Below are 25,321 nucleotides of genomic sequence, written 5' to 3' on the forward strand. Positions count from 1 at the left end.
AGAATAATAGAATCTATTCTAACAAGCCTAATTTATCTTTGAGTTCATGGGAAAACCTTGAACAATCACTTTTAACCCTCAATACGATTCCTGAGATCTCGTCAACTAACTCACTAGGTAATCCATTGGGGTATTTTTTTATGTATAAGAGTGTTTTGTCTAATCCACTATGAATTCTTCTTGTTTGGTTTATCATTGTTAGTATTTTTAAATCTTCTTTTCTACTTTCATCTAATTGTTTTCTTCTAACAAAATCAACTTCAACTCAATCAGTTGAACCAATTTCTAATGGCTTTGCAATATAGCGTTTAGTATCTGTTCTAAAGTAAAGTTGTTCATCTGAACCAATTACAAGTTGAATATTTTCTTTTTTATAAAATCTAAAACGTTTACCAAATTCATCGTATGGAGCATAAATTTTAGTTTTATACTCTGCTACACCATTTGCAAATTTTCTAGGTATAGGTAGGTCAAAGAATTTTTCAACTTCATTTTCACCTAGTTGTCTAAATGCATTATCTCTTTTTCTTTTTTTACATTTACTATTAACAAAATCTATTAATTTGTGTTTTATTTGATTTGCTTGTTCAATTGTTTTTATATCATTTTGTTTAAAGAAGAAAGGTGCATTTTTTTGGACTGTATCTCACATTCTTTCAACATGTGGTTTTGCATTAGCATTAGATGAAGAAATCACCTCTATACCCCTATTTTCAAGCTCTAAACGCGTTCTAGCGTTATTTCTTTCATCTTTTTTAAAATTAGCTCTATTATCAGTAATAATTCTTTGAGGATAGCCATAAGTTCTAAATATTGTTTCAAAAATTTTTTGATAAGAATTTAAAGATTCTTCGTATTCTTCAAAACACATATCAAGTATTTGATTAGTTCCAACATCAACAGCCATAACACATGTTGCTATTGTGTTATTTTGAAAATAATAATGAGTACATCCATCTACTTCTATTACCTGTCCAAATTTATAATTGTTTGCTACTGCTAGTCTGTGTTTTTCTACGTTTTTAGGCACATAAAAAACTAGCTCATTGCTATACCTAATTAATTTTCCTTCTTCTTGTTGTCTTCTTATTTTTTTAACTTCTTTTTTGGTTTTACGTTTGCAATAAGGGCTTGCATAACCTTGTTGTATTAGTCTCCTATTTAAAGTTGAATAAGAAATTTTATTTTTAGTGTTAGTTGACATAAGAGTGCTGTGATAGTTTTCTAAAGTTAAATAAGAACAACTAGCATTATTTACATCTCCACCAGTTATTTTTACTTGTTCTTGGTATTTTTCACCTAAATTATGTATTATCTCATCACTATATTTTTGAGCATTTTTATTATTAGTGTTTTTATGTGAAAGAATTAGCTCTGCTTCCTTGTTCTTTCATTTAATATATTCACTTTTATATTTTTTTACAGTAGAAAGTGATTTTTGAAACTGTATAGCGATTGATAACAACTTTCTGTTAGGCTCTTTTTCAAAAGTATCTATTATAAGTTTCTTTTTTTCATTAAACTTTTTATTTTCTTGGATAACAAACATTAGACCTCCTGTTCAATTATAAGACCACAGATCTGTGGTCTTATAATTGGTCTGGTACCATTTTGTTTAATAATCCAACTTATATTTTACTTACTAGCATAATCCAACTATATTTTACTTACTAGCATAATTTTTTTATTTAATGTATAATCAAGTTATTATTAAAAAAGATTTTTGTTGTATTACTCAATCTGTTAATAATGAAATAGATTGGAGGTAATATGAGTACTGGTATAGTTAAATGATTTAATGATGAAAAAGGTTTTGGTTTCATAACAAATGATTCTGATAATAAAGATGTTTTTGTTTATTTTGCAAATATTAATATAAATGGTTATAAAACTTTAGAACAAGGTCAAAAAGTAAGTTATGAATTAAACAAGGGTATAAAGGGACTAGAAGCATTTAATGTTTCAATTACCAAATAGTTATTAATTAGTTAAATATCAGATAATATCTGATATTTTTTTATTTTAATAATTATTATTTTTAGTTATAATATATATTCTATTTTTGTTTTTAAGTTGTATTAGTAATATCTTTTTTATATAATTCATATGAGTTAATTTAAAAGTAATTAGCTCCTTGGCTATTTAGCCCAAAAGACCATAAGGAGGAATAATCTAAATGATTAAAAAATATGAAGTGATGTACATTTTAGATCAAGATCTAAAAGATACAAAAGAACTAGTGGCAAAATTAGATGGCATTTTATCTGAAGGTGGGCAAATCTTAGAATCTAATGATTTAGGTTTATTAGATTTTACTTATGAAATTAATCATAAGAAAAAAGGTTTTTATCACATAGTTATTGTTCAAGCAACTACTCAAGCAATTAAAGAATTTGAGCGTATTGCTAAAATTGATAAAAATGTTGTTAGAACTTTAGTTTTAAATACAGAAAATATTCAAAACTATGAACAATCAGTTGTTTTATCAAAAACAGATATGACTAAATTTGAAGAAGAACAACGTGAAAAGAAAAACTTCAGAAAACCATTTATCAAAAGAGAAGAAGCTGCAACTAAAGAAAGCAAATAATATTAAGGAAAATTTATGAATAGAGTAAATTTGGTAGGTAGAATTACACGAGATTTAGAACTAAGAGTAGCAAAAAATGGATCTAAGTTTGTATTTTTTACAGTTGCTGTTTCTGAATATTCAAGCAGAGAAGAAAAAACTAATTTTATACCTTGTTCTGCATTTGATAGAACTGCTGAAAATATGGTTAAATTTTTATCAAAAGGTAGTTTAATTTCAGTTGAAGGAAGAATTACAACTAGAAATAATCAAACACCCGATGGTAGATTTGAAACTATTGTAAATGTACTAGCTGAAAGAGTTAATTTCTTAGAATCAGCTAAAAGTAGAAATTCTTTAATAACTGAAGAAAACGATAATTTATCACCTAGCCAACCTACTCAAGAAAATAGTGATTCATCATTTGATGATTTAGTAGTTTCTGATGATGATGAACTTTCAATTTTATGAGAATAAGTAGAAAGGGATAATTTCATGCAAGTTAAAAAAATTAAAAAAAGAAAAAAGGTTAATTTCTTTCAAAAAAATAACATTAAATATATAGACTATAAAGATGTTGAATTACTAAAAAAATTCATTTCACCTAATGGTCAAATTTTACCAAGAAGAATTACAGGAACTTCTCCAAAAGATCAAAGACAACTGGCTTTAGCAATTAAAAGAGCTCGTCAAATGGCTTTATTACCATATGTAATTGAATAGTAATTTTAGCAAATAAAAAAGCTGCCAAAAGGGCAGCTTTTTTATGTCCAATAAATCAGATTTAGCTAAATATATAATAACTTTTAAAAAATTAAAAGATCCATATTTAAACTTGCTATTTCCAGCAATTTTAGTTTATCATAGGTTTTTCAAATATGCTATATAATTTTTAAAAAGATTGAGAAATTAGATACAATTGCTTAGTTAGTTTTATACTAATTGATTTGATATATTAAAGCTATCTTAAAGCATCATAAGCTATAATAATGATATATTAAAGCTATCTTAAAGCATCATAAGCTATAATAATGATATATTAAAGCTATATTAAAGCATCATAAGCTATAATAATGATATATTAAAGCTATATTAAAGCATCATAAGCTATAATAATGATATATTAAAGCTATCTTAAAGCATCATAAGCTATAATAATGATATATTAAAGCTATATTAAAGCATCATAAGCTATAATAATGATATATTAAAGCTATATTAAAGCATCATAAGCTATAATAATGATATATTAAAGCTATATTAAAGCATCATAAGCTATAATAATGATATATTAAAGCTATCTTAAAGCATCATAAGCTATAATAATGACATATTAAAGCTATCTTAAAGCATCATAAGCTATAATAATGATATATTAAAGCTATCTTAAAGCATCATAAGCTATAATAATGATATATTAAAGCTATATTAAAGCATCATAAGCTATAATAATGATATATTAAAGCTATATTAAAGCATCATAAGCTATAAATATACTTATTAGATTAAAAAAAGAAATTTTCTGAGGTTTATATGTTTAGTAGAGAAAGTGAAAAGATAGAGTTTAAAAAAAGTACAGCTGAATTAAAAGAAGCAGTAATTTCATTATGTGCAATGTTAAATAAAAGTAATGGTGGAACTGTTTATTTTGGAATTAAAAATGATGGAACAATTATTGGACAACAAATTGGGAAAACAACAACAACTGATATTGTAAATGAAATAAAAAATTATATTAAACCAAATGTCTATCCAGATATTAAAGTTTTAGAAGAAAATGGTTTAAGTTATATATCTGTTGAAGTTCATGGTACTGAAAAACCATACTCAGCATATAGAAAATATTACATAAGAGTTGATGATCAAGATCAAGTTGTTGATAATAATGAACTTAGAAAATTATTTTTAACTAATGAATTTACTAACTTTAATTGAGAAAAACTAGCAACAAAATATGGTGAAGAAGAAGTTGATGAAAAATTATTAATAAGTTATATAAGAAAAGCAAATGAACTAGGAAAGATTAACTTTATTTTTAAAAGTGTTAAGGAAACTTTAATAAAGTTAGAATTAATGGAAAATGATAAATTAAATAATGCCGGTTATTATCTATTCTCAAAAAATAAACCAATAACTATAAAATTAGGAAAGTTTTTAACAGATGAAAAAATAACACTTATTGATAATATTAGATTTAAAGGAAATATCTTTGAATGTATCAATAAGTCTATTGAATATATAATTAATAACATTAATCAAGTGTATGTTTATAAAGATTTAAGAAGAGTACCAGAACCAGAAATACCAATTAAAGCTATTCGTGAAATTGTAGTAAATAGTTTTGTTCATATGAGAATAACTAATGGTGATTATAATGAAGTATCGATTTTTCCAAGTGAAGTAAGAATTTATAATCCAGGACATTTCCCATTAAACACAACTCCATCAAGTTTTGCTGAAGGCAAGCTTTCATCTAAATTGATAAATCCACTTATAGCAACTACTTTATATAAGAACAATCTTGTTGAAAATTTTGGAACTGGATTTCAAACTGTATTTAGTTTATGTAATAGCGAAAATATAAAATACTCATATGATATTTCTAATTTTGGGTTTACTTTTAGTTTTTATAGAAGAAAAACAGATGATGAATTTTTAAATGTTCAAAATAATATTAAAAATTTAAATAGTGAATCTAGTACAAAATCTGAATCACAAACCTTATTATTAACCTCTTTAGAAGAAAAAATTTTAAATTATTGTGATAGAAATGGAAAAATTTCATCATTAACAGAACTTGCAGATGAGTTTGATATGGCTTGAATAACAATGCAAAGAACAGTTAGTAAATTAGTTAAGAAAAATATTTTAAAAAGAGTTGGTTCTAATAAGATAGGTTATTGAGTACATATTGAAAAATAGTTTTTTCTTTTTTATATATCAATTATTTATATCACTAACAAATAAAAGTGATATTTTAAAGATATAAAAAAGATGCAACGTGATATAACAAAGATATAAAAGTAATTATTGATGATATATTATTGATATAAACAAAAAATATTTTAAAGAAATAATAAAAGCGCCAAAAGGCGCTTTTTTGTTGCAATAAGATTCAATATAAAAATATTTACAATATGAGTTAATATAATTTTAGGAGGAAAATGTTTGATGGATTCAAAAATTCAGATTAATCATAAAGAATGAGCAAATAAATTTAAGCTTAAAATTCAAAAAACTGGTTCTTTTATGGCTGGAATGATTATGCCATCAATTGGTATTTTACTAGCTTGAGGGTTATGAACAGCTATGTTCTTATATGATTTTGATCATAATAAAAAACTAGGTTGATTTGATGCTCCAATGTTAGGTAGATTAGTTGAACCAGGAATTAAGTGACTTTTACCAATATTAATTGCATTTAATGGTGGAAGATTAGTTTATGGATTAAGAGGTGGCATGATAGCAACCTTTATTATTGTTGCTACAATCACAGGTACTGATTATATTTATGGACACTACATTTTACAAAAAGTAGGAGATAAGTGAGTTCATCCTGGTTCACCAAATCAATTTATTGGTGCTATGATAGTTGGACCATTATCAGCATTATTTTTAAAAAAAGTAGAAAAATTGTATTTACATAAAATTAATCCAGGCTTAGAAATGCTAGTTAAAAACTTTGGATTAGCAATTTATGCTATAGTATTAGGTTTAGGTTTATTTTGAAGTTGAGGTTGAATAATGTGAGGAATCACTTTTGTAATGATCTCAATTATTAAGTTGTTTGGTGATAATAAATGAGTTGCTCCTTTACTAGGTTTGTTTACTGAACCAATTAAAGTATCATTTTTAAATAACGCTTTAAATCATGGTGTTTTAGGACCTATTGGTTATAATGAAATTCAGATTCAAAGATCTAATGGAGTTGCAAACCCTAGATCAATCTTTTTCTTATATGATCCAAATCCTGGTCCTGGTTTAGGTTTGTTACTAGCTTATATTATTTTTACTAAAAAAGAAGATAGATATAATGCAACAGCTAGTTCATTAATTCATACAATTGGTGGAATTCATGAAGTATATTTTGTATTTATTATTAAAAAACCAAAAATGTTATTAGCAACAATGCTAGGGGTGGTTGGTGCACAATTTATTACTTCTTATTTAGGAGGAGGAACTATTGGAACTCCAAGTCCAGGTAGTTTGATTTCACTAATTGCTTTATCTAATGGAACACATGCTTTATTAATTAATTTATTGGCATTTGTTGTTGGTACATTAATAGCATTTGGAATTAGTATTTTATTATTATTAAAAGATAAAAAACATTTACAAACAGAATCAAATCAAGGATTTAAGATAACTGATGAAGGGGTTGAATTTTCTAATAATAAAAATCAAGAAGAAAAAATAAATAATAGTGATATTAAAAAAATTGTTGTTGCTTGTGAAGCAGGAGTAGGTTCATCTGCAATGGCTGCTGGTTTAATCAGAAAATGAGTTAATAATAATAACTATGATATTCAAGTTACAAATTTAGCTGTTAAAGATTTAAAAGATGAATATGATGTTGTTATAACTATGAAGAGTTTTAAAGATTTTGCACAACAAAAAGCACCAAGTGCTTATATATATCCTGTAGAACAATTCATTGGCAAAAACATATATGATGATTTATATAAAATGATAAAAAATAAACAAGAAGTCAGAGAAGAAAAATAATGAAAAAAGTAGCTATTATTGCAGGAGGAGCTAAAAGTTTAGGTAAATTTTTAGCTTTAGGTTTAGATAAAAATAATTATCAAGTAATTGTTTTAGATGTTAATAAACAAAAACTAGATGAATTAAAATTAGAAAATAATCAAATAGATACTTTTGAATGTGATTTAACTAATGAAATTGATGTAATTAATGTATTTAACGAAATCGAAAATAAATACAAAACAATAGATACACTAGTTTATAATGCAGGATGAGCAAAATCAGCAAAAATTACTTCATTTGAATATCAAGACTTTATTACAAGTTTAAAAATTAATTTAGATGGATATTTTTTAACAGCAAAACAAGCTGCAAAAATAATGATTAAAAATAATACAAAGGGTAATATAATTCAAATTAATTCAAAATCAGGAAGAGTTGGTTCTAAATATAATTCAGGTTATTCAGCAGCTAAATTTGGTGGAGTTGGATTAACTCAAAGTCTTGCTTTAGATTTGGCTGAACATAATATTAGGGTTAACTCACTAATGTTAGGTAATCTTTTAGATTCAGAAATGTTTGGAAGTCTGATTCCACAATATGCTAAGAAACTAAATATTAAAGAATCAGAAGTTAAACAATACTATATAGATAAAGTGCCTTTAAAAAGAGGATGTTCTTTTGATGATGTATTAAATGTTTTATTATTTTATATATCACCAAAAGCAAGTTATTGCACAGGTCAATCTATTAACATTACCGGAGGACAAGTAATGTAATGTTAAAAAAAGAAAATATTTTTTTAAACCAAGAATTTAAAACAAAACAAGAGTGCTTAGATTATTTAAAATCAATTTTTAAAAAAGAAAATGTAGATAATAGATATATTGAATCTATTGATTTAAGAGAGCATGTTTGTTCATTTAATATTGGTTCTAAAATTGCAATTCCACATGGTACTTATGATGGTATGTTGTATTTAAAAAACTCATTAATCATTGTTTTGCACTTACAAAAACCAATAATTTGAGATGATTCTGAAGTACAATTAATAATAGGTTTAGCATTAAATCAAGAAGATCAAATAGATATTCTTTCAAAAATTGCTATTAATGCTATGAATGACGAACTATTTAAAGATTTATTAAAAAATCCTACAGTAGAAAAAGTTATAGATTTTAGTACAAAAGAATAATTAAAAGCATCAATTTATAGTTTAGATAATATAGGTGATTAAATGAGTATAGATTTATTAACAAAAATTAGAGATTTAATCCAAACAGATTGTAATCAAGACTATAAAAATATTGGTGCTTTTTTATTAAAAAATTATTCTAATATAAGAAGTTTAACAATAACAAAAATATCAAAAGAATGTAATACAAGTCCAACACAAATTACAAGATTTGCTGAAAAGTTGAACTTAAAAGGTTTTAGTGAATTAAAGTATAGATTAGATGATATTTCTAAATCAATTATTATAGATAATCAATTTATTCCAATTAGTTCAAGAATTGATGATAAAACAAAATTTTATAAAGATTATTTTGAAATATTAAATAATTCAGTTAAACAACAAGAAGCTAATTTAAAAAATTTACCTATTAATGAAGTTGCTAATTTAATTAGTAAAGCTAATAAGGTTTATTTATTTGCTTTTAATCTTTCTTATAATATTTCAAAAAACTTTATTCAGCGTTTACGTTGATATCAAAAAGATGCTATTAGCGAATCAGACTATATTTCTATAAAAACCTATATTAATATAATTAAACCTGAAGATCTTGTGATTTTAATTACAATTTCAGGTGAGAATGAATATATTAAAAATATAGCTGAATCACTAAATAATAAAGTAAAAATTGTTGGAATTGGTCCAAAACAAAGTTCTATGATTAATTTATTTGATAAGTACTTGTATTTTCAAACTGATGAATCAGAATTGTGAAGTATTAATTCAATTAAAGCTCAACTTACAATTCAACTTTTAGATTTTGTTTATGTTAAATGACTAAAAAGTACTAAGAAAAAATAGATGAAACTAATACATTTTGGAGCAGGAAACATTGGTTGTGGGTTTATTGCTCCAATTTTAAAATCTGTAGTTAGTCATATTTATTTTGTTGATAATAATATAAAAATAGTTAATAAAATAAATAATCAAAAACTTATTAAAATACATACTTCAGATAATAAAAATATAGAGATTACAAACATTAGCGCTTGGTTATTAAATGATTTTTATAATTATCAAAATTATTGGGATCAAGTTAGTTTAATTACTATTTCAATTGGTATTAATAATTTAAAACATATTATTTCTTATGTTCAAAAAATAATAGATTATAAAATTAGAAATAATCAGAAACTAATTATAATGTGTTGTGAAAATGGTATTAGAGTAAGTAGTTTTTTTAAAGCTAATTTTAATAATTTGAATTCTAAGATTTATTTTGTTGATGTATTAGTAGATAGAATAGTTAGTAATAAAAACATTCTAAATGACTATTTAGAATGTGAAGATTATTATTTATGAGTTGTTGATAAAACTCAATGACCAAATAGTTTTAAACAAATAGATAGTTTAACTTATAGAGATGATTTTGACTTACAAATAGCTAAAAAAATTTATATGTTAAATGGGTTGCACTGTTCTTTAGCTTGGTTTGTTTTTAAAAACTTTGATTTAAATAAGTATTTATATGTTTATCAAGTTATGAAAAATAGCCAAGTTATAGAGTTCATTGATAATTATTTAAATGAAGTTATTTTAGTTTTAAATCATAAATATAATATTAGTTTAAACGAGTTAAATGATTATAAGATTCAAATAATTAAAAGATTAAATAATAGTTTTATAAAAGATGATCTTAAAAGATTAGCTAGAAATACTGAATTAAAACTAAGTAAAAATGAAAGAATTTTAACTATTTTAGATTATGCTAAAGCTTATAACTTAAAACACGACACACTTTTATTAAGCTATCAAAACGGATTAGAATATTTAAAAAATAATAAATAGAATAGAAAAAACCTAGATGTAGTCTAGGTTTTTTTTAGTGTTTATATAAGTGGTTTGTACAATTTTTAAAACTAAATATTTTTCATCTCCGCTTGTTGCATAAGATTTTAGATCGCTAAATCCTGTAGAAAAAACAGGTATGTGAACTTCAAATTCTATTATTGCTTTATGTGCATTTTCTTCATCTTTATTAATTGATAAATAGATATTTTTAATTGAATCTTTATTAATTGAAGTATGGAATGGATAAATTGAAAAGCCACCTTTTAGACCTAAAATTGATTTATAAGTCTTATTAGAACCTAAACCTAAAGTTGATTGTGATCTATATATATTATGTGAGTTGTCATTTATATCTACTAATAAGTTTTTAAATATTTGTTGTTTAAGAAAATCTATTTTTTTGTCTTGAAGTAGTTCTTTTTTTTCTAATTTATTTGAAAATCTAAGTTCTTGTATTTTAGTTTTTAATAATTCTCTTTTTGTCATTTCTTTAAATTTGTCTTGAGTTAAAAATAAAGATAGTGGATTCTTTTCATTATCTTTTATATTCACTTTTCTAAAATTATTAAAAACAAACTCTTTTTCTATAATTGGCTCTTTTGTAGTTTTAGGATCAAAATCTCTATTTTCTATCTCTAGTTTTACACCTAGAATACCATTGTAATCATCATATCTAACTGCTGTTATTTTTTCTTTATAAAGTTTACCTAATTCAGGATTAAATTCAAATAGATAATCTTTAATAGTTGCAACATTAAGCAAAGGTGCTTCATTTGTAAATAATGATGTATTACCATTTTCTAAGTCTTCAAAATTAATAACGTTTTTTGTTTCCATTAAATTTTCATATTCATTATGATCTTGACTGTATAACAACATATAACCTATTAATGACGGAAATAAATCTGTTATTTTTTCTACTTTTTCTTTTTTTGTTATATATTTTTCTTTATTATTTGTAATATTAGTATTTTCATTCTTTTTAAATCCGGTGAAAATAAAATCTAATATTTTTGATTTACCAACTTTTCTAACAGTGAATTTAAGTGTCAACCTTTTCAATTAGACTCTTTTTATTATTAGCACTTTCTCCATTGTTTGCTAAGAACTGAATATGATATTTATCAAATATAGTTTTATAATCTTTAGAAAAAATTGTATAAATTGTTGATGGATCCTTTTGCAAATCAACAAGTGCGGTAACCGCATCTCTTTGAGTATAAAAAGAAAATCTCTTAAATGAAATTTCTTTAGATATTTTGTCTAGGTCAGAAAAAATGTCTCTATTATTGTTAGAATCATCTGCTTGTGGTTTATCTGAATGATTTGGTTTGTCAATTTTTTCATCAGGTTTACCCATTGGTTGATCAGATTGTGGTTTTTCACTAGGATCAGGTTTAGTTTCTGGTTTATTAGAACCATTATTTGAATCACCTGGATTTGTATTGTTGTTATCTGGTTGTTTTGAATTTGAACTAGTTGTTGAACAAGAAACCACACTTAAAACACTAATTGATGATATTGGTAAAATAGATAATAATAATTTAGTTGCTTTTTTCATAATATATCTCTCATTTCTAATGACATATATAATTAATCAATTAAAGCATTTGTAGTAATGTCTAGTTTTAATATATTTGTATCACCACTTGTTGCATGAAAAGTTAAATCACTATTTGTTGATGCAAATATAGGAATATCAACTTCAAAGTTAATTGCTACTTTATATTTTTTATTTTTTTCTTTATTAATCATTAAATAAATATTTTTAATTGAATCATTATTAATTATGGTATGGAACGGATATAAAGTTCCTCCACCAGCTAATCCTAATATAGAAGTATAATTATCTTTTTTATTATTTTGAAGACTCAAAGTTTGTGTTGATCTATATAAATTATTTTCATTATCAATTATTTGAACTAATAAATTTTTAAAAATTAGTTGTTTTGCATACTCTTCTTTTATCAACACCATATCTTCTTTTTGTTTTTCCGATTTCAAGACTTCTATTTTCTTTTTAAAAACATTATTTTTAACCATATCTTTAAAATTATTTTGTGGGAATAATAAAGATAATACGTTTTTATTTGGATTTTTTAAATCAATTTTTCTAAATCCTGCAAAATCAAACTCTAAAGTTTCTGAATATTTGCTAGCTATTGTATTGTTTTCTTCTCTATTTTCAATTAACAATTTTAAACCTAATTTACCATTAACATCATCATAACTAACGGCAATTACTTTATCTTTATAAAGTTTTCCTAACTCTCTATTATATTCAAGCAATAAGTCTTTTAATGCAGCAACATTAAGATTAATTTCTGGGTCTGCAAATAGGTTAGGGTTATTATTTTCTAGTTCCTCAAAATTTATTGAATCTTTTTGCATTAAATTCTTATAATTTTTAGGTTCTTGAGTATACATAATCATATATGCAACTAATGATGGATATAAACCGGTTAACTTATTATCTATTTTTTCTTTTTTCTTTATATAATTTTTTTTACTATTCTTATCTTCTTTATCAGGAGTTTTTTGAACTACTTTAAAACCAGTAAAAGTAAACTCAATAATTTTAGATTTTTTATCTTTTTTATTAGTAAATTTAACTTTTATTTTATCTATCAAGCCTTTTTTAACATTTTCTTTCTCATTGCCGTCTAATTCTAAATTAATATCATATTTTTCAAAAATATTTCTATAAGTACTTGAAAAAATAAGTTTAATAACTGAGCCATCCATTCTTAAATGACTTAGTGCAGTTGTAGCATCTTTTGATGTATAAAAAGTAAACCTTTCAAATGAAATTTCTTTAGGTAATTTGTCTAGATCAAAAAATTCATCTTTATTTATATTAGGCTGATCAACAGGTTGATTAGGATGTGGTTGAACATTATTATTAGAACCATCACCTTGAGGTTTTTCTTCTGGTTGTTTTGGTTGGTTTTCTTCAGGTTTTTTAGGGTTTTCACTAGGTTGTTTTGGGCTGGTATCAGGAGTTTTTGGGGTGTTTTCATTTGGTTTTTTAGGTTTTTCTTCTGGTTGTTTTGAATTTGAACTAGTTGTTGAACAAGAAACCACACTTAAAACACTAATTGATGATATTGGTAAAATAGATAATAATAATTTAGTTACTTTTTTCATAGTTATCCTTTACTTTAACCAATTCTAGTAGACGCATTAATTTTGTATTTTAATGTTTTATCTTTACTTGTTGAATGAGATGTTAGATCACTTAGATTTGATGCATAAAAAGGTATGTTAACGTTAAATTCAATTTCTAATTTATTTTGTCCATCTTCATTAGTGATAGTAATAAAAATATCACTTATTGAGTCTTTGTCAATTTTTGTATGCAATGGATATAATGATGTTCTATCATTAAACGCTATTATTGTATTATTTTCTCCTCTCTTATTACTGTAATCTAATTTTAGTGACTGTGTATCTCTATATACATGATTTTCATTATCTACTACATTTAATATTAATTTTTTAAATAATCCATTTTTTATAAAATCATTGCTTAAAACAGATATCTTCTTACTAAATTCCTTGGATTTTATTGCCTTATCAACAACCGATTTTAAAGAACCTTTAGTAATAAGATCTTTTAAATCACTTGGTAGTAATGATAAAGATAAGACATTATCATTTTGATTATTAAAGTTAGCTTTTCTAAAGCCTTTAAAATTAAACACTTTGGTTATACTTGGTTCACTTAAGTTGCTTTCTTCTCTATTTTTAATTTCTACTTCTAGACCAAGTTCAGCATTAATATCATCATATTTTGCACTTGTTATTTTATCTTCATATTTAGTTCTATCATTTTCATTATATTCAAATAACAATTCTTTTGTTCCTATATTAAAGCCAACAAAACTTTCATCAAAGAAGTTAGTATTTTTATTTCTTAATTGCTCAAAGTTTATTGAATTTTTAGTTCATTGAATTTTTTCATATTTTTTATTGTTTTCAACAAATAATAGCATATAGGCTAATAATGAAGGAAAAAGACCAGATAATCTTTTATCTACAGATTTTGGTTTTATATAGTTGTTTTTATTATTCTTTGGTCCTTTTGATTCTACTGAATCAGTTTTTTTAAGACCAGTAAGTACAAACACACGTGTCTTAGATTCTTCTTTTTTCGTAAATTTGACTTTTACATTATCAATAACACCCTTTGAATGATCAAATTTAACATCACTTATGTTTTCAAAACTAATCTTATATCCTTTAAGATTTTTAAAAAGAATATGACTAAAAACAGTACTATCTTTCTGCAAAACAGATCAAGCTGATTCTAAAGACTTATTTTTATAATTAGTAAAATGTTCTAACGAAATTTCTTTGGATAATTTGTCTACATCAGAAAAATCTACTTTATGAATTTCAGGTTGGCCAGCAAGTTGATTATCATGTGGTTGAACATTATTATTAGGGGCACCACCTTGTGGCTGTTCATTTGGTTTTTTTGGTTGATTTTCTTCAGGTTTTTTAGGATCTTCACTAGGTTTAGTTGGATCATTTTCAGGTATTTTTGGAGTTTTATCAGATTCCTTATTATTTGAATTTCTTGTTGAACATGAAACCACACTTAAAACACTAATTGATGATATTGGTAATATAGATAATAATAATTTAGTTGCTTTTTTCATAATCAACTCCTTATTTACATATCAGGAAAATTATTTTATAAAAGTTTTTGCATTAACTTTCAATTTCAAAGTCTTTGAATCACTTGCCACGTGAGATTTTAAATCACTAAAAGTTGATGAAAAAACTGGTATATCAAAATCAAAATCAATTGTAATTAAGTAATTATTATCTGGTTGCTTATTAACAACTAAAGAGATATTATTAATACAATCTTTTGTAATGATTGAATGAAATGGATAAATAGACATATTCCCAGCTAAACCTATAATTGAAGTATAACCATTAGATGAATGTAAGCTTAAGGTTTGATTTGATCTATAAATCTTTTGTTCATTATTATTAATATCTACTAATAAATTTTTAAATAATTGTTGTTTAAAAAATGGTTCAGTTGATTTCTCAAATGAGATTTTATTTTCCTTTTTACCACTCTTTTTAAACTCATCTATCTTCTTTTTAACATTACCCTTACCTACTATTTCTTTTAAACTAGATGGTAATAAATTTATAGATAAAACATTTCTATCATTATTGTTAAAATCTATTTTTCTAAAGCCTTTAAAATTAAACACTTTAGTTATACTTGGTTCACTTAAATTGCTTTCTTCTCTATTTTTAATTTCTACTTCTAGACCTAAAATTCCGTTTATATCATCATATCTAACACCTATAATTTTGTCGTTGTAAAGTTCACCTAAACTTTTGTCATACTCTAATAATAAATCTTTCATTTCTACATTAAGATTTATAGAATCGCTATAAAATAAATTGTTATTACCATTTTCTAATTCCTCGAAATTAATAACATTACCAGATTGCAATAATTCTCTATAATTATTATGATCTTGGCTATACATTAACATATATGCAACTAGTGAAGAATATAAACCTAATAATTTTTCATCGACTTTATTTTTAGGCTTTATATAATTTTCTTTATTATTTTTATTAACTTGATTTGTTCTTTTTTTAAATCCTGTAAATGAAAATGTGCGCGTTTTAGATTGTTTATCTTTTGTAAATTTAATACTTACTTTATCAATTACACCTTTTTCATCTACAAAAACTAAATCATTTTCGTTTACAAAATTAACCTCATATTTGTTAATAATTTCTTTATCATTTATCACTTTTTCAAATATTCATTTTATTTTAGTTTTTAAATCGAATCATGCAGATGTTGCATCTTGTTTTTTGTATATTTCAAAATTATCAAATGAAATTTCCTTAGGTAATTTATCTAAATCAGAAAGGTCCACTTTATGAGACTCAGATTGATCAGCAGGTTGATCGTTATGTGGTTGAACATTATTATTAGAACCATCACCTTGAGGTTCTTCATTTGGTTTTTTTGGTTGATTTTCTTCAGGTTTAGTTGAATCAGGTTTATTATGGTCTGAATTAGAATTACTATTTGAATTATCATCGTTATTATTAGGTTTTTTATCATCTGGTTTTGGTGGTGTTTTTGGAGTGTTTTCATTTGGTTTTTCAGGTTTTTTATCTGGTTGTTTTGTATTTGAACTAGTTGTTGAACATGAAATTACACTTAAAAAACTAATTGATGAAATTGGTAATATAGATAATAATAATTTAGTTGCTTTTTTCATAATAATATACCTACAAAAAATTTTTCGAAAATATTATAACAATATAGCTAAAATATCTAAAATTAGTACATAATTTATCAAAAAAACTTAATTTTTCATACTTTAAATATTAATTACTTACAATATATTTTAAACAGGTTGAAATATATAAAAATATATAAAAGATATTCTTGGTAAAATAATACCTATGAAAGGATAATATGTCAAAGAAATTTTATATAACTACTCCAATTTATTATCCTAGTGGTAATTTACATCTAGGTCATGCTTATACAACAACACTAGCTGATATTTTAAATAGATATAAAAAAGAACAAGGCTATGAAACTTTCTTTCTAACAGGTAGTGATGAACATGGTCAAAAGATTGAAAACAAAGCAAAAGAAGCTAATTTAACACCACTAGAATATCTAAACCCTAAAGTACAAGCTTTTAAAGATTTGTGAGCTAAATTAAATATTAATTATGATAAATTCATTAGAACTACAGATGATTATCATGAAAAAGCTGTTCAAAAAATCTTTACTATTTTATTAGAAAAAGGATATATCTATAAAGGACAATATGAAGGAATATATTGTGTTAGTTGTGAAGAGTTTTTAACTAATGAACAAATTGATGAAAATGGATTATGTAAAATTTCAAACACAAAACCACAACTAGTTAATGAAGATACTTACTTTTTAAAAGTTAGTCAGTTTCAAGAATTTGTGCAAAATATTTTAAAATCAGACTTTTTAATTCCTGAATATAGAAGAAATGAAATGTTAAAAAATTTTGTTGAACTAGGATTAAAAGATTTATCAGTAACTAGAGTGAGTTTTAAGTGAGGAATTCCGATTACTCAAGATGAAAAACATATAATTTATGTTTGATTAGATGCTTTAAGTAACTATATTACAGCTTTAGGATATCTTCAAGAAGATGACTCATTATTTAAAAAGTTTTGGCAAAATGATGATTGTGAAATTTTACAATTAGCTGGAAAAGAAATTATTAGATTTCACTCAATTTATTGACCAGTAATCTTAGAAGCTTTAAATTTAAAACAACCTAAACATTTATTAGGTCACGGATGAATTTTAAACAAAAATACTAAAATGAGTAAATCTTTAGGAAATGTAATTGATCCAGTTAAAATTGTTGAATTATATTCAGCTGATGCTTTAAGATTTTATATAGCAAATGATCTACCAACTGAAAAAGATGGTAATTTTAGTCTTGAATTATTTATTGAATCATTTAATGCTCATCTAGCTAATAATGTAGGTAATTTAATAAGTAGAACTCATAACATGATTAGTAAGTATTTTAATGGATATATTGATTTAAATAATGTTAAATATGATCAAGAATTAATTGATTTAGGTATCAAAACAATTGATAACTATATTTTTAATATGGATCAATACAAAATTAGTGAAGCTATTAAAGCAGTTTTAGAATTATCTAATGCATGTAATAAATATATTGAAACTAAAGCACCTTGAAATTTAGAAAAAGAAAATAGAATTGAAGAACTAAAAACTGTTTTAATTACTTTGCAAAGAAATATTGCAATTATTTCTTATTTACTAAAACCAATATTAGTTGATTCATATAAAGATATGATTGAGCAATCTGGGTTAGAAAATGTTGATATTAACTTTGATATTTTAAAAACATTTTTAAATATTAAATTCAATAAATTAGGTAATAAAAAAGTTATATTTAATAGAATTAAAGATTAAAAAGATCCCAAGTTTTTTGCTTGGGATTTTTAATTTTTAAAAAAGGAGGTATGAGGATATCATAAAAAAATAATTTAGTTTTATTATTAGCAATTTATATTAAAAAATGAAAAACCTTTTTACTTTTAAAAAGATTTTCACATAAAAATAGATGAAGATATTATAAAGGAGAGTTGAGAATGAAAAAACTTTTAACAATTTTAACAACTTTTATTGGAGTTAGTGGGTCAGTTTCAACAGTAATTTCATGTAAAGCAGCAAGTTTTGCTGAAGGTGTATTAGGTCAAAGAGTGCTTGTTGTTACTGATGGAGGAGGAAATATTAAAGACAAAACATTTAATGAAAGTTCTTGAGAAGGTGTAATTAAATTTGGCTCTCAAATTCATAATAACTTTAATATTACAGATGAAAATATAGCTAGAAAATTTGATTATGCTAGCTCAATTGGTGGAAAAACTAAATGAGATAGTAAAACCCATTCATTTGTAAACCAAGATTATGAATATGCAAAAGATAATAGTAATAACTATGTTGAAACTCCTGAGCACACAATTGATGCTTTTAGAACTTCTTATAGTACTGGAGTCTATAAAAAAGCTGATGCACTTTTACTAGCAGGCTTTGGGCATTTAGGAGCTGTTGATTATGCTGCTGAAAGAATGAAAAAAGCAGGAAATAAAACAGTTGTCTTACTAGATGCTAAATTTAAAAAAGATAATGTTATATCAGTATTGTTTAACTCAGAATTAGCTGGATTTAATGCAGGTTGAGATGCTATTATGTGAGCAAATCTCCCGAAAATGACTAGTTTAAATAGTGGTGAGTTTTCAAAAGAAGCACTACAAGCTTCTAATAGTTCTAAAGATATGCCTTTACAAGGATCAGTAGCAGGTAATAACTATATATCAATTGGTATGTTTGGTGGTATTACTGGTAAAGATGCTGTTGATAACTATATGTGAGGGCTTCTTGCGGCAATGCATGTTTATAATAGTAAAATTGCAAATAAAGAAATTGAATTAGAAGATAATAAAGGTCAAAAAGTCAAATACAAATTACAACCTGTTTATTTTGCAAATCAAGGACTAAAAGCAACTATTGATTCACTAGTTGATGTTAATGACAATATTTGATTTTCAAAAAATTTTGATGTTGGTGGAGCCACAAAATCAGGAGTAGTTGATGCATTAATTAGAAATCAAGCAGATATAATTTTTCCAGTTGCTGGACCACAAATTAATGATGTTTTAGAAGCTACAGGTCATAAGCCTTATGTAATTGGTGTTGATACTGATCAAGTAACTAGTGTTGGTTCATCAAAAAAAGGTAATGAGATTAGATTTATAACAAGTGCTAAAAAGAACATTGTTTCAGCTTCGGTTTATGCTTTAAATAGAGCTAGATCGCTACAAAAAGCTGTTGTTGATAATAAAGAATATATTTCAAATAAGAGTAATGAAATTCAAGATGGAAAAACTTTAGTTGGAAAAGAAGTAGATTGATCAATTTCATCTTCAAGAAAATCTGATACAAAGTGAAGCATTAAAAAAGTTAATGGTTCTTTAACTAATGCAGCTAACTTATCTGTTGAATCAATTGATTATTCAAAGGATAAAGCTAAAAAAATAGAAGAAGATCTTAAAAAAACTCTAGAAAAATCAGGAAATACATTTAAAGAATACTTATCAAAGACATCTCTAGATAAAGCACTGGAATCAATACAAAAAAATATTCAAGATAACGAATGAGATAGTTTAACACTAAGTGCTAATGGTATAGCAGGAATAAAAGATTACTGACAAATGTTAATTAAGTCAACTAAATAGAATTGGGAGCATAACTTATGAATAAAGAAAAAGAAATTAATTATGCTATTGAAATGCAAAATATTACCAAAACATTTTTAAATGGTTCTATAGTTGCTAATAATGATATTACTATTAGAGTTAAAAAAGGAGATATTCATGCATTAGTTGGTGAAAATGGAGCTGGTAAATCTACATTAATGTCAATTTTATTTGGTTTATATCAACCAACATCTGGAATTATAAAAGTTAATGGAAAAGAAGAAATAATATCAAATCCAATTAAAGCTAATAAACTAGGAATAGGTATGGTTCATCAACATTTTAAATTAGTTGAAGTAAATACGGTTTTAGAAAATATTATTTTAGGTGTTGAACAAACAAGAGGAAAAATCTTTTTAAATAAAGCAAAAATGCGTGCTGAATTAATTGAAATTATGAACAAATATGGTTTGTATGTTGATTTAGATGCAAAAATTCAAGATATTTCAGTTGGACTACAACAACGTGTAGAAATTTTAAAAATTTTATATAGAAAAGCAGATATATTAGTTTTTGATGAACCTACTGCAGTTTTAACACCACAACAAATCCAATCTCTTTTACAAATAATGAAAAACCTTCAAAAAGCAGGTAAAACTATTATTTTCATTTCGCATAAAATGGATGAAATCAAAGAAGTTGCAAATGTTGCTACAGTTATTAGATTAGGTAGAAAGATAACAGATTTACAAGTTAGCGAAGTTAGTGGAAATGAAATAGCAGAAGCAATGGTTGGAAGAAAACTTGTAGAAGTTAAAAATAAGTATAAAAAAGTTTTATCTGAAGAACCAATATTAGATGTTATTAATTTAACAGTAAAAAAAGATTCTAATCATAAAGCTTATGGACTAGAAACTTTTAATGTTAAAGTAAGATCTGGTGAAATTTTAGCTATTGCCGGAGTTGAAGGAAATGGGCAACGTGAATTAATTCAAGCAATTACAGGATTAGTAAAACCGGTTTCAGGCGGTGTTGTTTATAAAAAAATAAACATAGCTAATAGTAGTGTTAAGACAAGATATGAGATGGGTATGTCTCATATTCCTGAGGATCGTCATAAACATGGAATGTTATTAGATTTTTTAGTTGAAGAAAATATTGTAAGTCAAGAAATTGATAAAAAACCATTTTCCCAATTTGGATTTATTAATAAAAAAGCAATTTCAAGATATGCACAAATAATTATTAAAGAATTTGATATTAGGGGTTCAAGAAATGGGACTGCAATAGCTAGAGGTCTTTCTGGAGGTAATCAACAAAAAGCTATTGTAGGAAGAGAAATTAAAAGAGAACACGATTTGTTAATTGTTGTTCAGCCTACGCGTGGTCTTGATGTCGGAGCTATAGAAAATGTTCATTCTCAAATTCTAAAAGAAAAGGAAAGAGGTAGAGGAATTCTGCTAGTTTCTTATGATTTAAATGAGATAATGGCTCTTGCAGATAGAATAGTTGTTATTAACGATGGAAAATTAATTGGTGAATTACCAGCAAAAAAAGCTAAAAAAGAAGAAATTGGGGCTTTAATGACTGGTCAAACTTTAGAACAAATTAAAAATAATAAAGTTAATAAAAAAAGTAAGGTCGTGGTAGAAAATGCAATCTAGAATATTGTGAACATTGAATAAAAAAGTAAAATATTTATTTAGTTCAAATCAAACAAAAACTAAGTTAAAGTTTATAAAAGGTTCTTTGTTTTCGATTATTATGGGGTTTATTGTTTCTGGTGTTTTTCTTTCATTTTTAAAAATAAATCCTTTTACATATTTTGCTCTTTTGCTTGGGATTAACTTTGATAAAAACTTTTATCAAATAAGTTTAAATTGAATGGCAGTATATATTGTTGCAGGATTATCAATGGCTGTTGCTTTTAAATCGGGAGTATTTAATATTGGAGCACCTGGTCAAATACTAACAGCTACAAGTGTTTCAACGATTTTATTTTTCTATATAAAAGGTTCAAAAGCAGCAACAATAGATACTTCAATGATTATTTTAATGTTAATAACTTGTATTGTTTCAGCTAGTTTTTTAGCACTTATTGCAGGAGCACTAAAAGCTTTGTTTAACATACACGAAGTTGTTTAAACTATCTTGTTAAACTGATCAGTATTTTATATATTCAAATGATTTTTTAATAAATTTGGAGATTTTTCAGGCGGTTTACCATTTATATCAAAAAATATTCCATCAGATCAATTGGTTATTGGTTCAAATACTGTAATTATTCCTTTATTAATAGCTTTAATTTGTGTGATTTTAGTTTGAGTGTTATTCTCAAAAACAACTTTAGGTTTTAAGTTAAAAGCTGTTGGTTCATCAATAACTGGTTCTAAATATATTGGAATTAATGTTAAAACTCAAATTATAAATTCATTAGCTTTATCAGGAGCAATAGCAGGAATTGCAGGATTCGTTTTAATGTTTACAGTTACGCCAAATAATTCTTTTGCTTCTAATAGTTTACCAACTGTTGGATTTGATGCAATTGCAGTTTCATTAGTTGCTTTTAATAATCCTATAGGAATTATTCCAATTGGTTGATTATGAGCAATGATCAAAACTGGAGGAAGCCCTGTTTCTTCATTGTATGGTATTTCAACACAAATAAGTGGATTAATTTCAGGAGTTCTTATTTACTTTACAGCAATTGTTTCTATATTTATTGTTTTTAAACCTTGAGAGTTGTTAAAAAATAAATTTAATTTATTAACATCACCTACAAGTAGAGAAATTGTTTGAAAATTATATCTACATCTTTTGATATTAAGATTTAAAAAAATCTTTTTAATTTTTATAAAAGAGTATAAACAACAAGTAAATGATAGTTATAAAAATTATGTTGTTAAAAATAAAATTAAAAAACAAATCTACTTACCTCACTTGTTTTGAAATGGTAGAAAAAATATTAAACTAGAATTTAAAAAAAATATTAACCAATCAATCGATTTAATTAAAAATAAAATTATTGATATTAAAGCATTTGTTAAAGAAGATAAAACAAGACTTAGTGTTAATGGATTAAAAACCAATTTAAAAGAACAATTAAATTTAATAACAACTAAATTTGTTTTAGAATCTTATGATTTAGATTTAAAGTTAGCTGATCATAAATATAAAATCACACAAGTCAAACAAAATATTTTAAATAAATATCAATCAGATATAAAACAAATTAAAAAAGAACATAGGTTAAAAATTCAAGAAATTAAAGTTTTTAAAGAAGCACAAATAGGAGTTTTATTTCACGAATTTCAATATCGTGATAATGTAATTGAAATTAAAGCTAATAAACTAAAAACTATTGCATTGCTTAATGAGCAAATTAAAAATATTAAGTCTAAGTTTAATTTACAAAAAGAAAATTTGAAATTGAATAAAAATTCATATGATAATAAACATTTAGAACAAATTAATAAGATTAAACAAGAAATTAAAGAAGTTAAAAAGCAAACTAGTGTTAAGCTTTTAGAAGAAAAAAATAAATTTAAAACTCAAAAAGACAATGCTAAAAAAGAAAATGTTCAATTACAAACTATTTTAGAACAATATAAAACTTATCTTAAGGAAGAAAAACAACGCTTTATACAAGCTAAAAAACAAGCTCTTGTTAATAAGCACAAACGTTTAGAACTTATTGATATGAATCGTTCTAAATTAGAAGTTAATAAGGCTATTGTTTTATTAAATGATCTAAAGACATTAGTTATGACTAATATAGATAAAAACTTAAATAGACAAGCAATAAAATCTAATGATAAGACTTTAATAGAAGCTTTAAAAATAAAATCGCAAATAGATGAGATATTTGGTTCTAATATTATTAGTGATTATGATGCACCTGAATATATTAAACAAAAAGCAAAAATAAGTTTAAAAACATTTAAATTAATAATCTTTTTAGAAAAGCAAATTTCTTATACTAATTGTAGAGTTGAAGAACAAGAACTAATTAATAACTATAAAACTTGAATTGATAAAGCAAATCAAATTATTGATAAAGATAAACAACAATATTTATTAGCAATTAAGCAACAGCCAAGAGAAACACTAACTGATTTAGAGCAATTATTTAACTTAGAAAAAACATTAAAACAACAAACTAATTTAAAGATTATGAATTTAGAAAAATCAGTACTAAAGGAGGTTAAGTAAAAATGGCAATTTTATTTAATAGTAGTATTTTAACTTGAGGGCTTGCTTTAGTTGGTGTTTTATTGTTTGCTTCTCTATCATCACTTGTTAGTGAAAAAGCAGGAGTTGTTAACATTGCTGTTGAAGGTATGATGATTATTGGAGCTTTGGTTGTTTCTATTTTAGGAACTTATTTAACAACAAATGATCAAAAGAGTAATTATACTCAAATACCAATAGTTTTACTAGCGGGAGTAATTACAGCAATTTTTGCACTATTACATGCTTTTCCATCAATCACATTAAAAGCAAACCAAATTATTTCAGGAACTGCGATAAACATTTTAACAATAGGTCTTGGAATATTTTTATCAACATCAAATTGATTTGGAAAGCAATCACAAGTTATTGCTAGTGGTTATACTTCAATAAATGTAATTAATATAACTAAAATAGTTGGTTCTAAAACTCAAGTAGTTGCAAGTATGTTACCTATTTGAACAATAATAGCTATTATTTTTGCGATTGGATTATTTGTTTTTTTTAAATATACAAAACAAGGAATGAGATATGCAATGGTTGGAGAAAACCCAAATGCTATTGATGCAGCTGGAATTAGTGTAACTAAATATCGATATGTTGCAGTAATTTTATCAGGATTTTTAGCGGGAATTGGTGGTGGAGTATTTGTTGTTACTACAGTTAGTGGTGGTGGATTATTTAGTGGAAATATATTCGGATATGGATTTTTAGGAATTGCTATTATGATTTTTGGGCAATGAAGAATTCTATTTATTACAATTGGAGCTATTATATTTTCATGACTATTTGCTTTAGGACAACAAATAGGAACAATTTCAACAAATAAAACTATTCAAAGCATATCAATTTTATTTAATACTTTACCATTTATTTTAACTATTGTTGCAATGGTATTATTTAGTAAAACTTCTAAAGCTCCAGCAGCAGTTGGAATACCATTTGATAAATCAAAAAGATAAATAGTTTTAATAGGTTTATTAAAATAAAAATTAAAAAAA

At 24.7% G+C, this 25,321-nt stretch carries 19 protein-coding genes and 2 pseudogenes; 16 read left to right on the forward strand and 5 right to left on the reverse strand.

What is annotated here, in order from left to right:
• Positions 1-13: 13 nt before the first annotated feature.
• Positions 14-1,549, reverse strand: a complete 1,536-nt coding sequence (locus V2P32_RS00465; protein ID WP_434343361.1) for a hypothetical protein — start codon at positions 1,547-1,549, stop codon at positions 14-16.
• A gap of 221 nt (positions 1,550-1,770) precedes the next feature.
• Between V2P32_RS00465 and V2P32_RS00470 the strand changes: the two genes are divergently transcribed.
• From V2P32_RS00470 to V2P32_RS00520, 11 genes are all read left to right on the forward strand, one after another.
• The gene (locus tag V2P32_RS00470) at positions 1,771-1,977 is read left to right on the forward strand and encodes a cold-shock protein (protein ID WP_434343652.1); all 207 of its coding nucleotides are present in this window, start codon (positions 1,771-1,773) and stop codon (positions 1,975-1,977) included.
• A gap of 199 nt (positions 1,978-2,176) precedes the next feature.
• Positions 2,177-2,590, forward strand: coding sequence for a 30S ribosomal protein S6 (rpsF, locus tag V2P32_RS00475; protein ID WP_013447353.1), 414 nt, complete (start codon positions 2,177-2,179; stop codon positions 2,588-2,590).
• A gap of 15 nt (positions 2,591-2,605) precedes the next feature.
• Entirely contained in the window at positions 2,606-3,046 is a 441-nt protein-coding gene (locus tag V2P32_RS00480) for a single-stranded DNA-binding protein (protein ID WP_434343653.1), read from the forward strand.
• Positions 3,047-3,064: 18 nt separating this feature from the next.
• Complete coding sequence (rpsR, locus tag V2P32_RS00485) at positions 3,065-3,292, forward strand: 30S ribosomal protein S18 (protein WP_008362754.1); 228 nt, start codon at positions 3,065-3,067, stop codon at positions 3,290-3,292.
• Between the two features lie 43 nt (positions 3,293-3,335).
• Positions 3,336-3,458 carry a hypothetical protein gene (locus tag V2P32_RS00490; RefSeq protein ID WP_434328678.1) on the forward strand — a complete coding sequence of 41 codons (123 nt, stop codon included), beginning with the start codon at positions 3,336-3,338 and terminating at the stop codon, positions 3,456-3,458.
• Positions 3,459-4,102: 644 nt separating this feature from the next.
• Positions 4,103-5,491 carry an RNA-binding domain-containing protein gene (locus V2P32_RS00495; protein WP_011386930.1) on the forward strand — a complete coding sequence of 463 codons (1,389 nt, stop codon included), beginning with the start codon at positions 4,103-4,105 and terminating at the stop codon, positions 5,489-5,491.
• Positions 5,492-5,740: 249 nt separating this feature from the next.
• Positions 5,741-7,294, forward strand: coding sequence for a PTS transporter subunit EIIC (locus V2P32_RS00500; protein WP_434343654.1), 1,554 nt, complete (start codon positions 5,741-5,743; stop codon positions 7,292-7,294).
• Complete coding sequence (gene srlD / locus V2P32_RS00505) at positions 7,294-8,052, forward strand: sorbitol-6-phosphate dehydrogenase (protein ID WP_434343655.1); 759 nt, start codon at positions 7,294-7,296, stop codon at positions 8,050-8,052. The genes V2P32_RS00500 and srlD overlap by 1 nt, the downstream gene beginning before the upstream one ends.
• Positions 8,052-8,468, forward strand: a complete 417-nt coding sequence (locus V2P32_RS00510; RefSeq protein ID WP_434343656.1) for a PTS sugar transporter subunit IIA — start codon at positions 8,052-8,054, stop codon at positions 8,466-8,468. The genes srlD and V2P32_RS00510 overlap by 1 nt, the downstream gene beginning before the upstream one ends.
• A 42-nt stretch (positions 8,469-8,510) precedes the next feature.
• Complete coding sequence (locus tag V2P32_RS00515; protein WP_434343657.1) at positions 8,511-9,308, forward strand: MurR/RpiR family transcriptional regulator; 798 nt, start codon at positions 8,511-8,513, stop codon at positions 9,306-9,308.
• Positions 9,309-10,295 (forward strand): mannitol-1-phosphate 5-dehydrogenase, encoded by a 987-nt coding sequence (locus V2P32_RS00520; RefSeq protein ID WP_434343658.1) that lies wholly within the window; start codon positions 9,309-9,311, stop codon positions 10,293-10,295.
• A gap of 12 nt (positions 10,296-10,307) precedes the next feature.
• Here V2P32_RS00520 and V2P32_RS00525 read toward each other — a convergent pair.
• From V2P32_RS00525 to V2P32_RS00540, 4 genes and pseudogenes are all read right to left on the reverse strand, one after another.
• Positions 10,308-11,859 (reverse strand): annotated as a pseudogene (locus tag V2P32_RS00525) (LppA family lipoprotein).
• A gap of 32 nt (positions 11,860-11,891) precedes the next feature.
• Positions 11,892-13,445 carry an LppA family lipoprotein gene (locus tag V2P32_RS00530; protein WP_434343659.1) on the reverse strand — a complete coding sequence of 518 codons (1,554 nt, stop codon included), beginning with the start codon at positions 13,443-13,445 and terminating at the stop codon, positions 11,892-11,894.
• 14 nt (positions 13,446-13,459) lie between these two features.
• Entirely contained in the window at positions 13,460-14,962 is a 1,503-nt protein-coding gene (locus V2P32_RS00535; RefSeq protein ID WP_434343660.1) for an LppA family lipoprotein, read from the reverse strand.
• 30 nt (positions 14,963-14,992) lie between these two features.
• A complete protein-coding gene (locus tag V2P32_RS00540; protein WP_434343661.1) occupies positions 14,993-16,573 on the reverse strand; it encodes an LppA family lipoprotein in 1,581 nt (526 codons plus the stop codon).
• Positions 16,574-16,773: 200 nt separating this feature from the next.
• Between V2P32_RS00540 and metG the strand changes: the two genes are divergently transcribed.
• The 5 genes and pseudogenes from metG to V2P32_RS00565 all read left to right on the forward strand — a co-directional run bounded on the left by metG (position 16,774) and on the right by V2P32_RS00565 (position 25,282).
• Complete coding sequence (gene metG / locus V2P32_RS00545; RefSeq protein WP_434343662.1) at positions 16,774-18,303, forward strand: methionine--tRNA ligase; 1,530 nt, start codon at positions 16,774-16,776, stop codon at positions 18,301-18,303.
• 179 nt (positions 18,304-18,482) lie between these two features.
• A complete protein-coding gene (locus tag V2P32_RS00550; protein WP_434343663.1) occupies positions 18,483-20,129 on the forward strand; it encodes a BMP family ABC transporter substrate-binding protein in 1,647 nt (548 codons plus the stop codon).
• 17 nt (positions 20,130-20,146) lie between these two features.
• On the forward strand, positions 20,147-21,754 hold the full coding sequence (locus V2P32_RS00555) for an ABC transporter ATP-binding protein (protein WP_434343664.1): 1,608 nt from the start codon (positions 20,147-20,149) through the stop codon (positions 21,752-21,754).
• A pseudogene (locus V2P32_RS00560) lies at positions 21,744-24,302 on the forward strand (ABC transporter permease subunit). Before V2P32_RS00555 ends, V2P32_RS00560 begins: the two are co-directional and overlap by 11 nt.
• A 2-nt stretch (positions 24,303-24,304) precedes the next feature.
• Complete coding sequence (locus V2P32_RS00565; protein WP_434343665.1) at positions 24,305-25,282, forward strand: ABC transporter permease; 978 nt, start codon at positions 24,305-24,307, stop codon at positions 25,280-25,282.
• The last annotated feature ends 39 nt before the right edge of the window (positions 25,283-25,321 follow it).

Source organism: Mycoplasma sp. 06067-C1-B144P-99-0482-3 (assembly GCF_051053925.1).
GTDB lineage: Bacteria > Bacillota_I > Bacilli_A > Mycoplasmatales > Mycoplasmataceae > Mycoplasma > Mycoplasma leachii.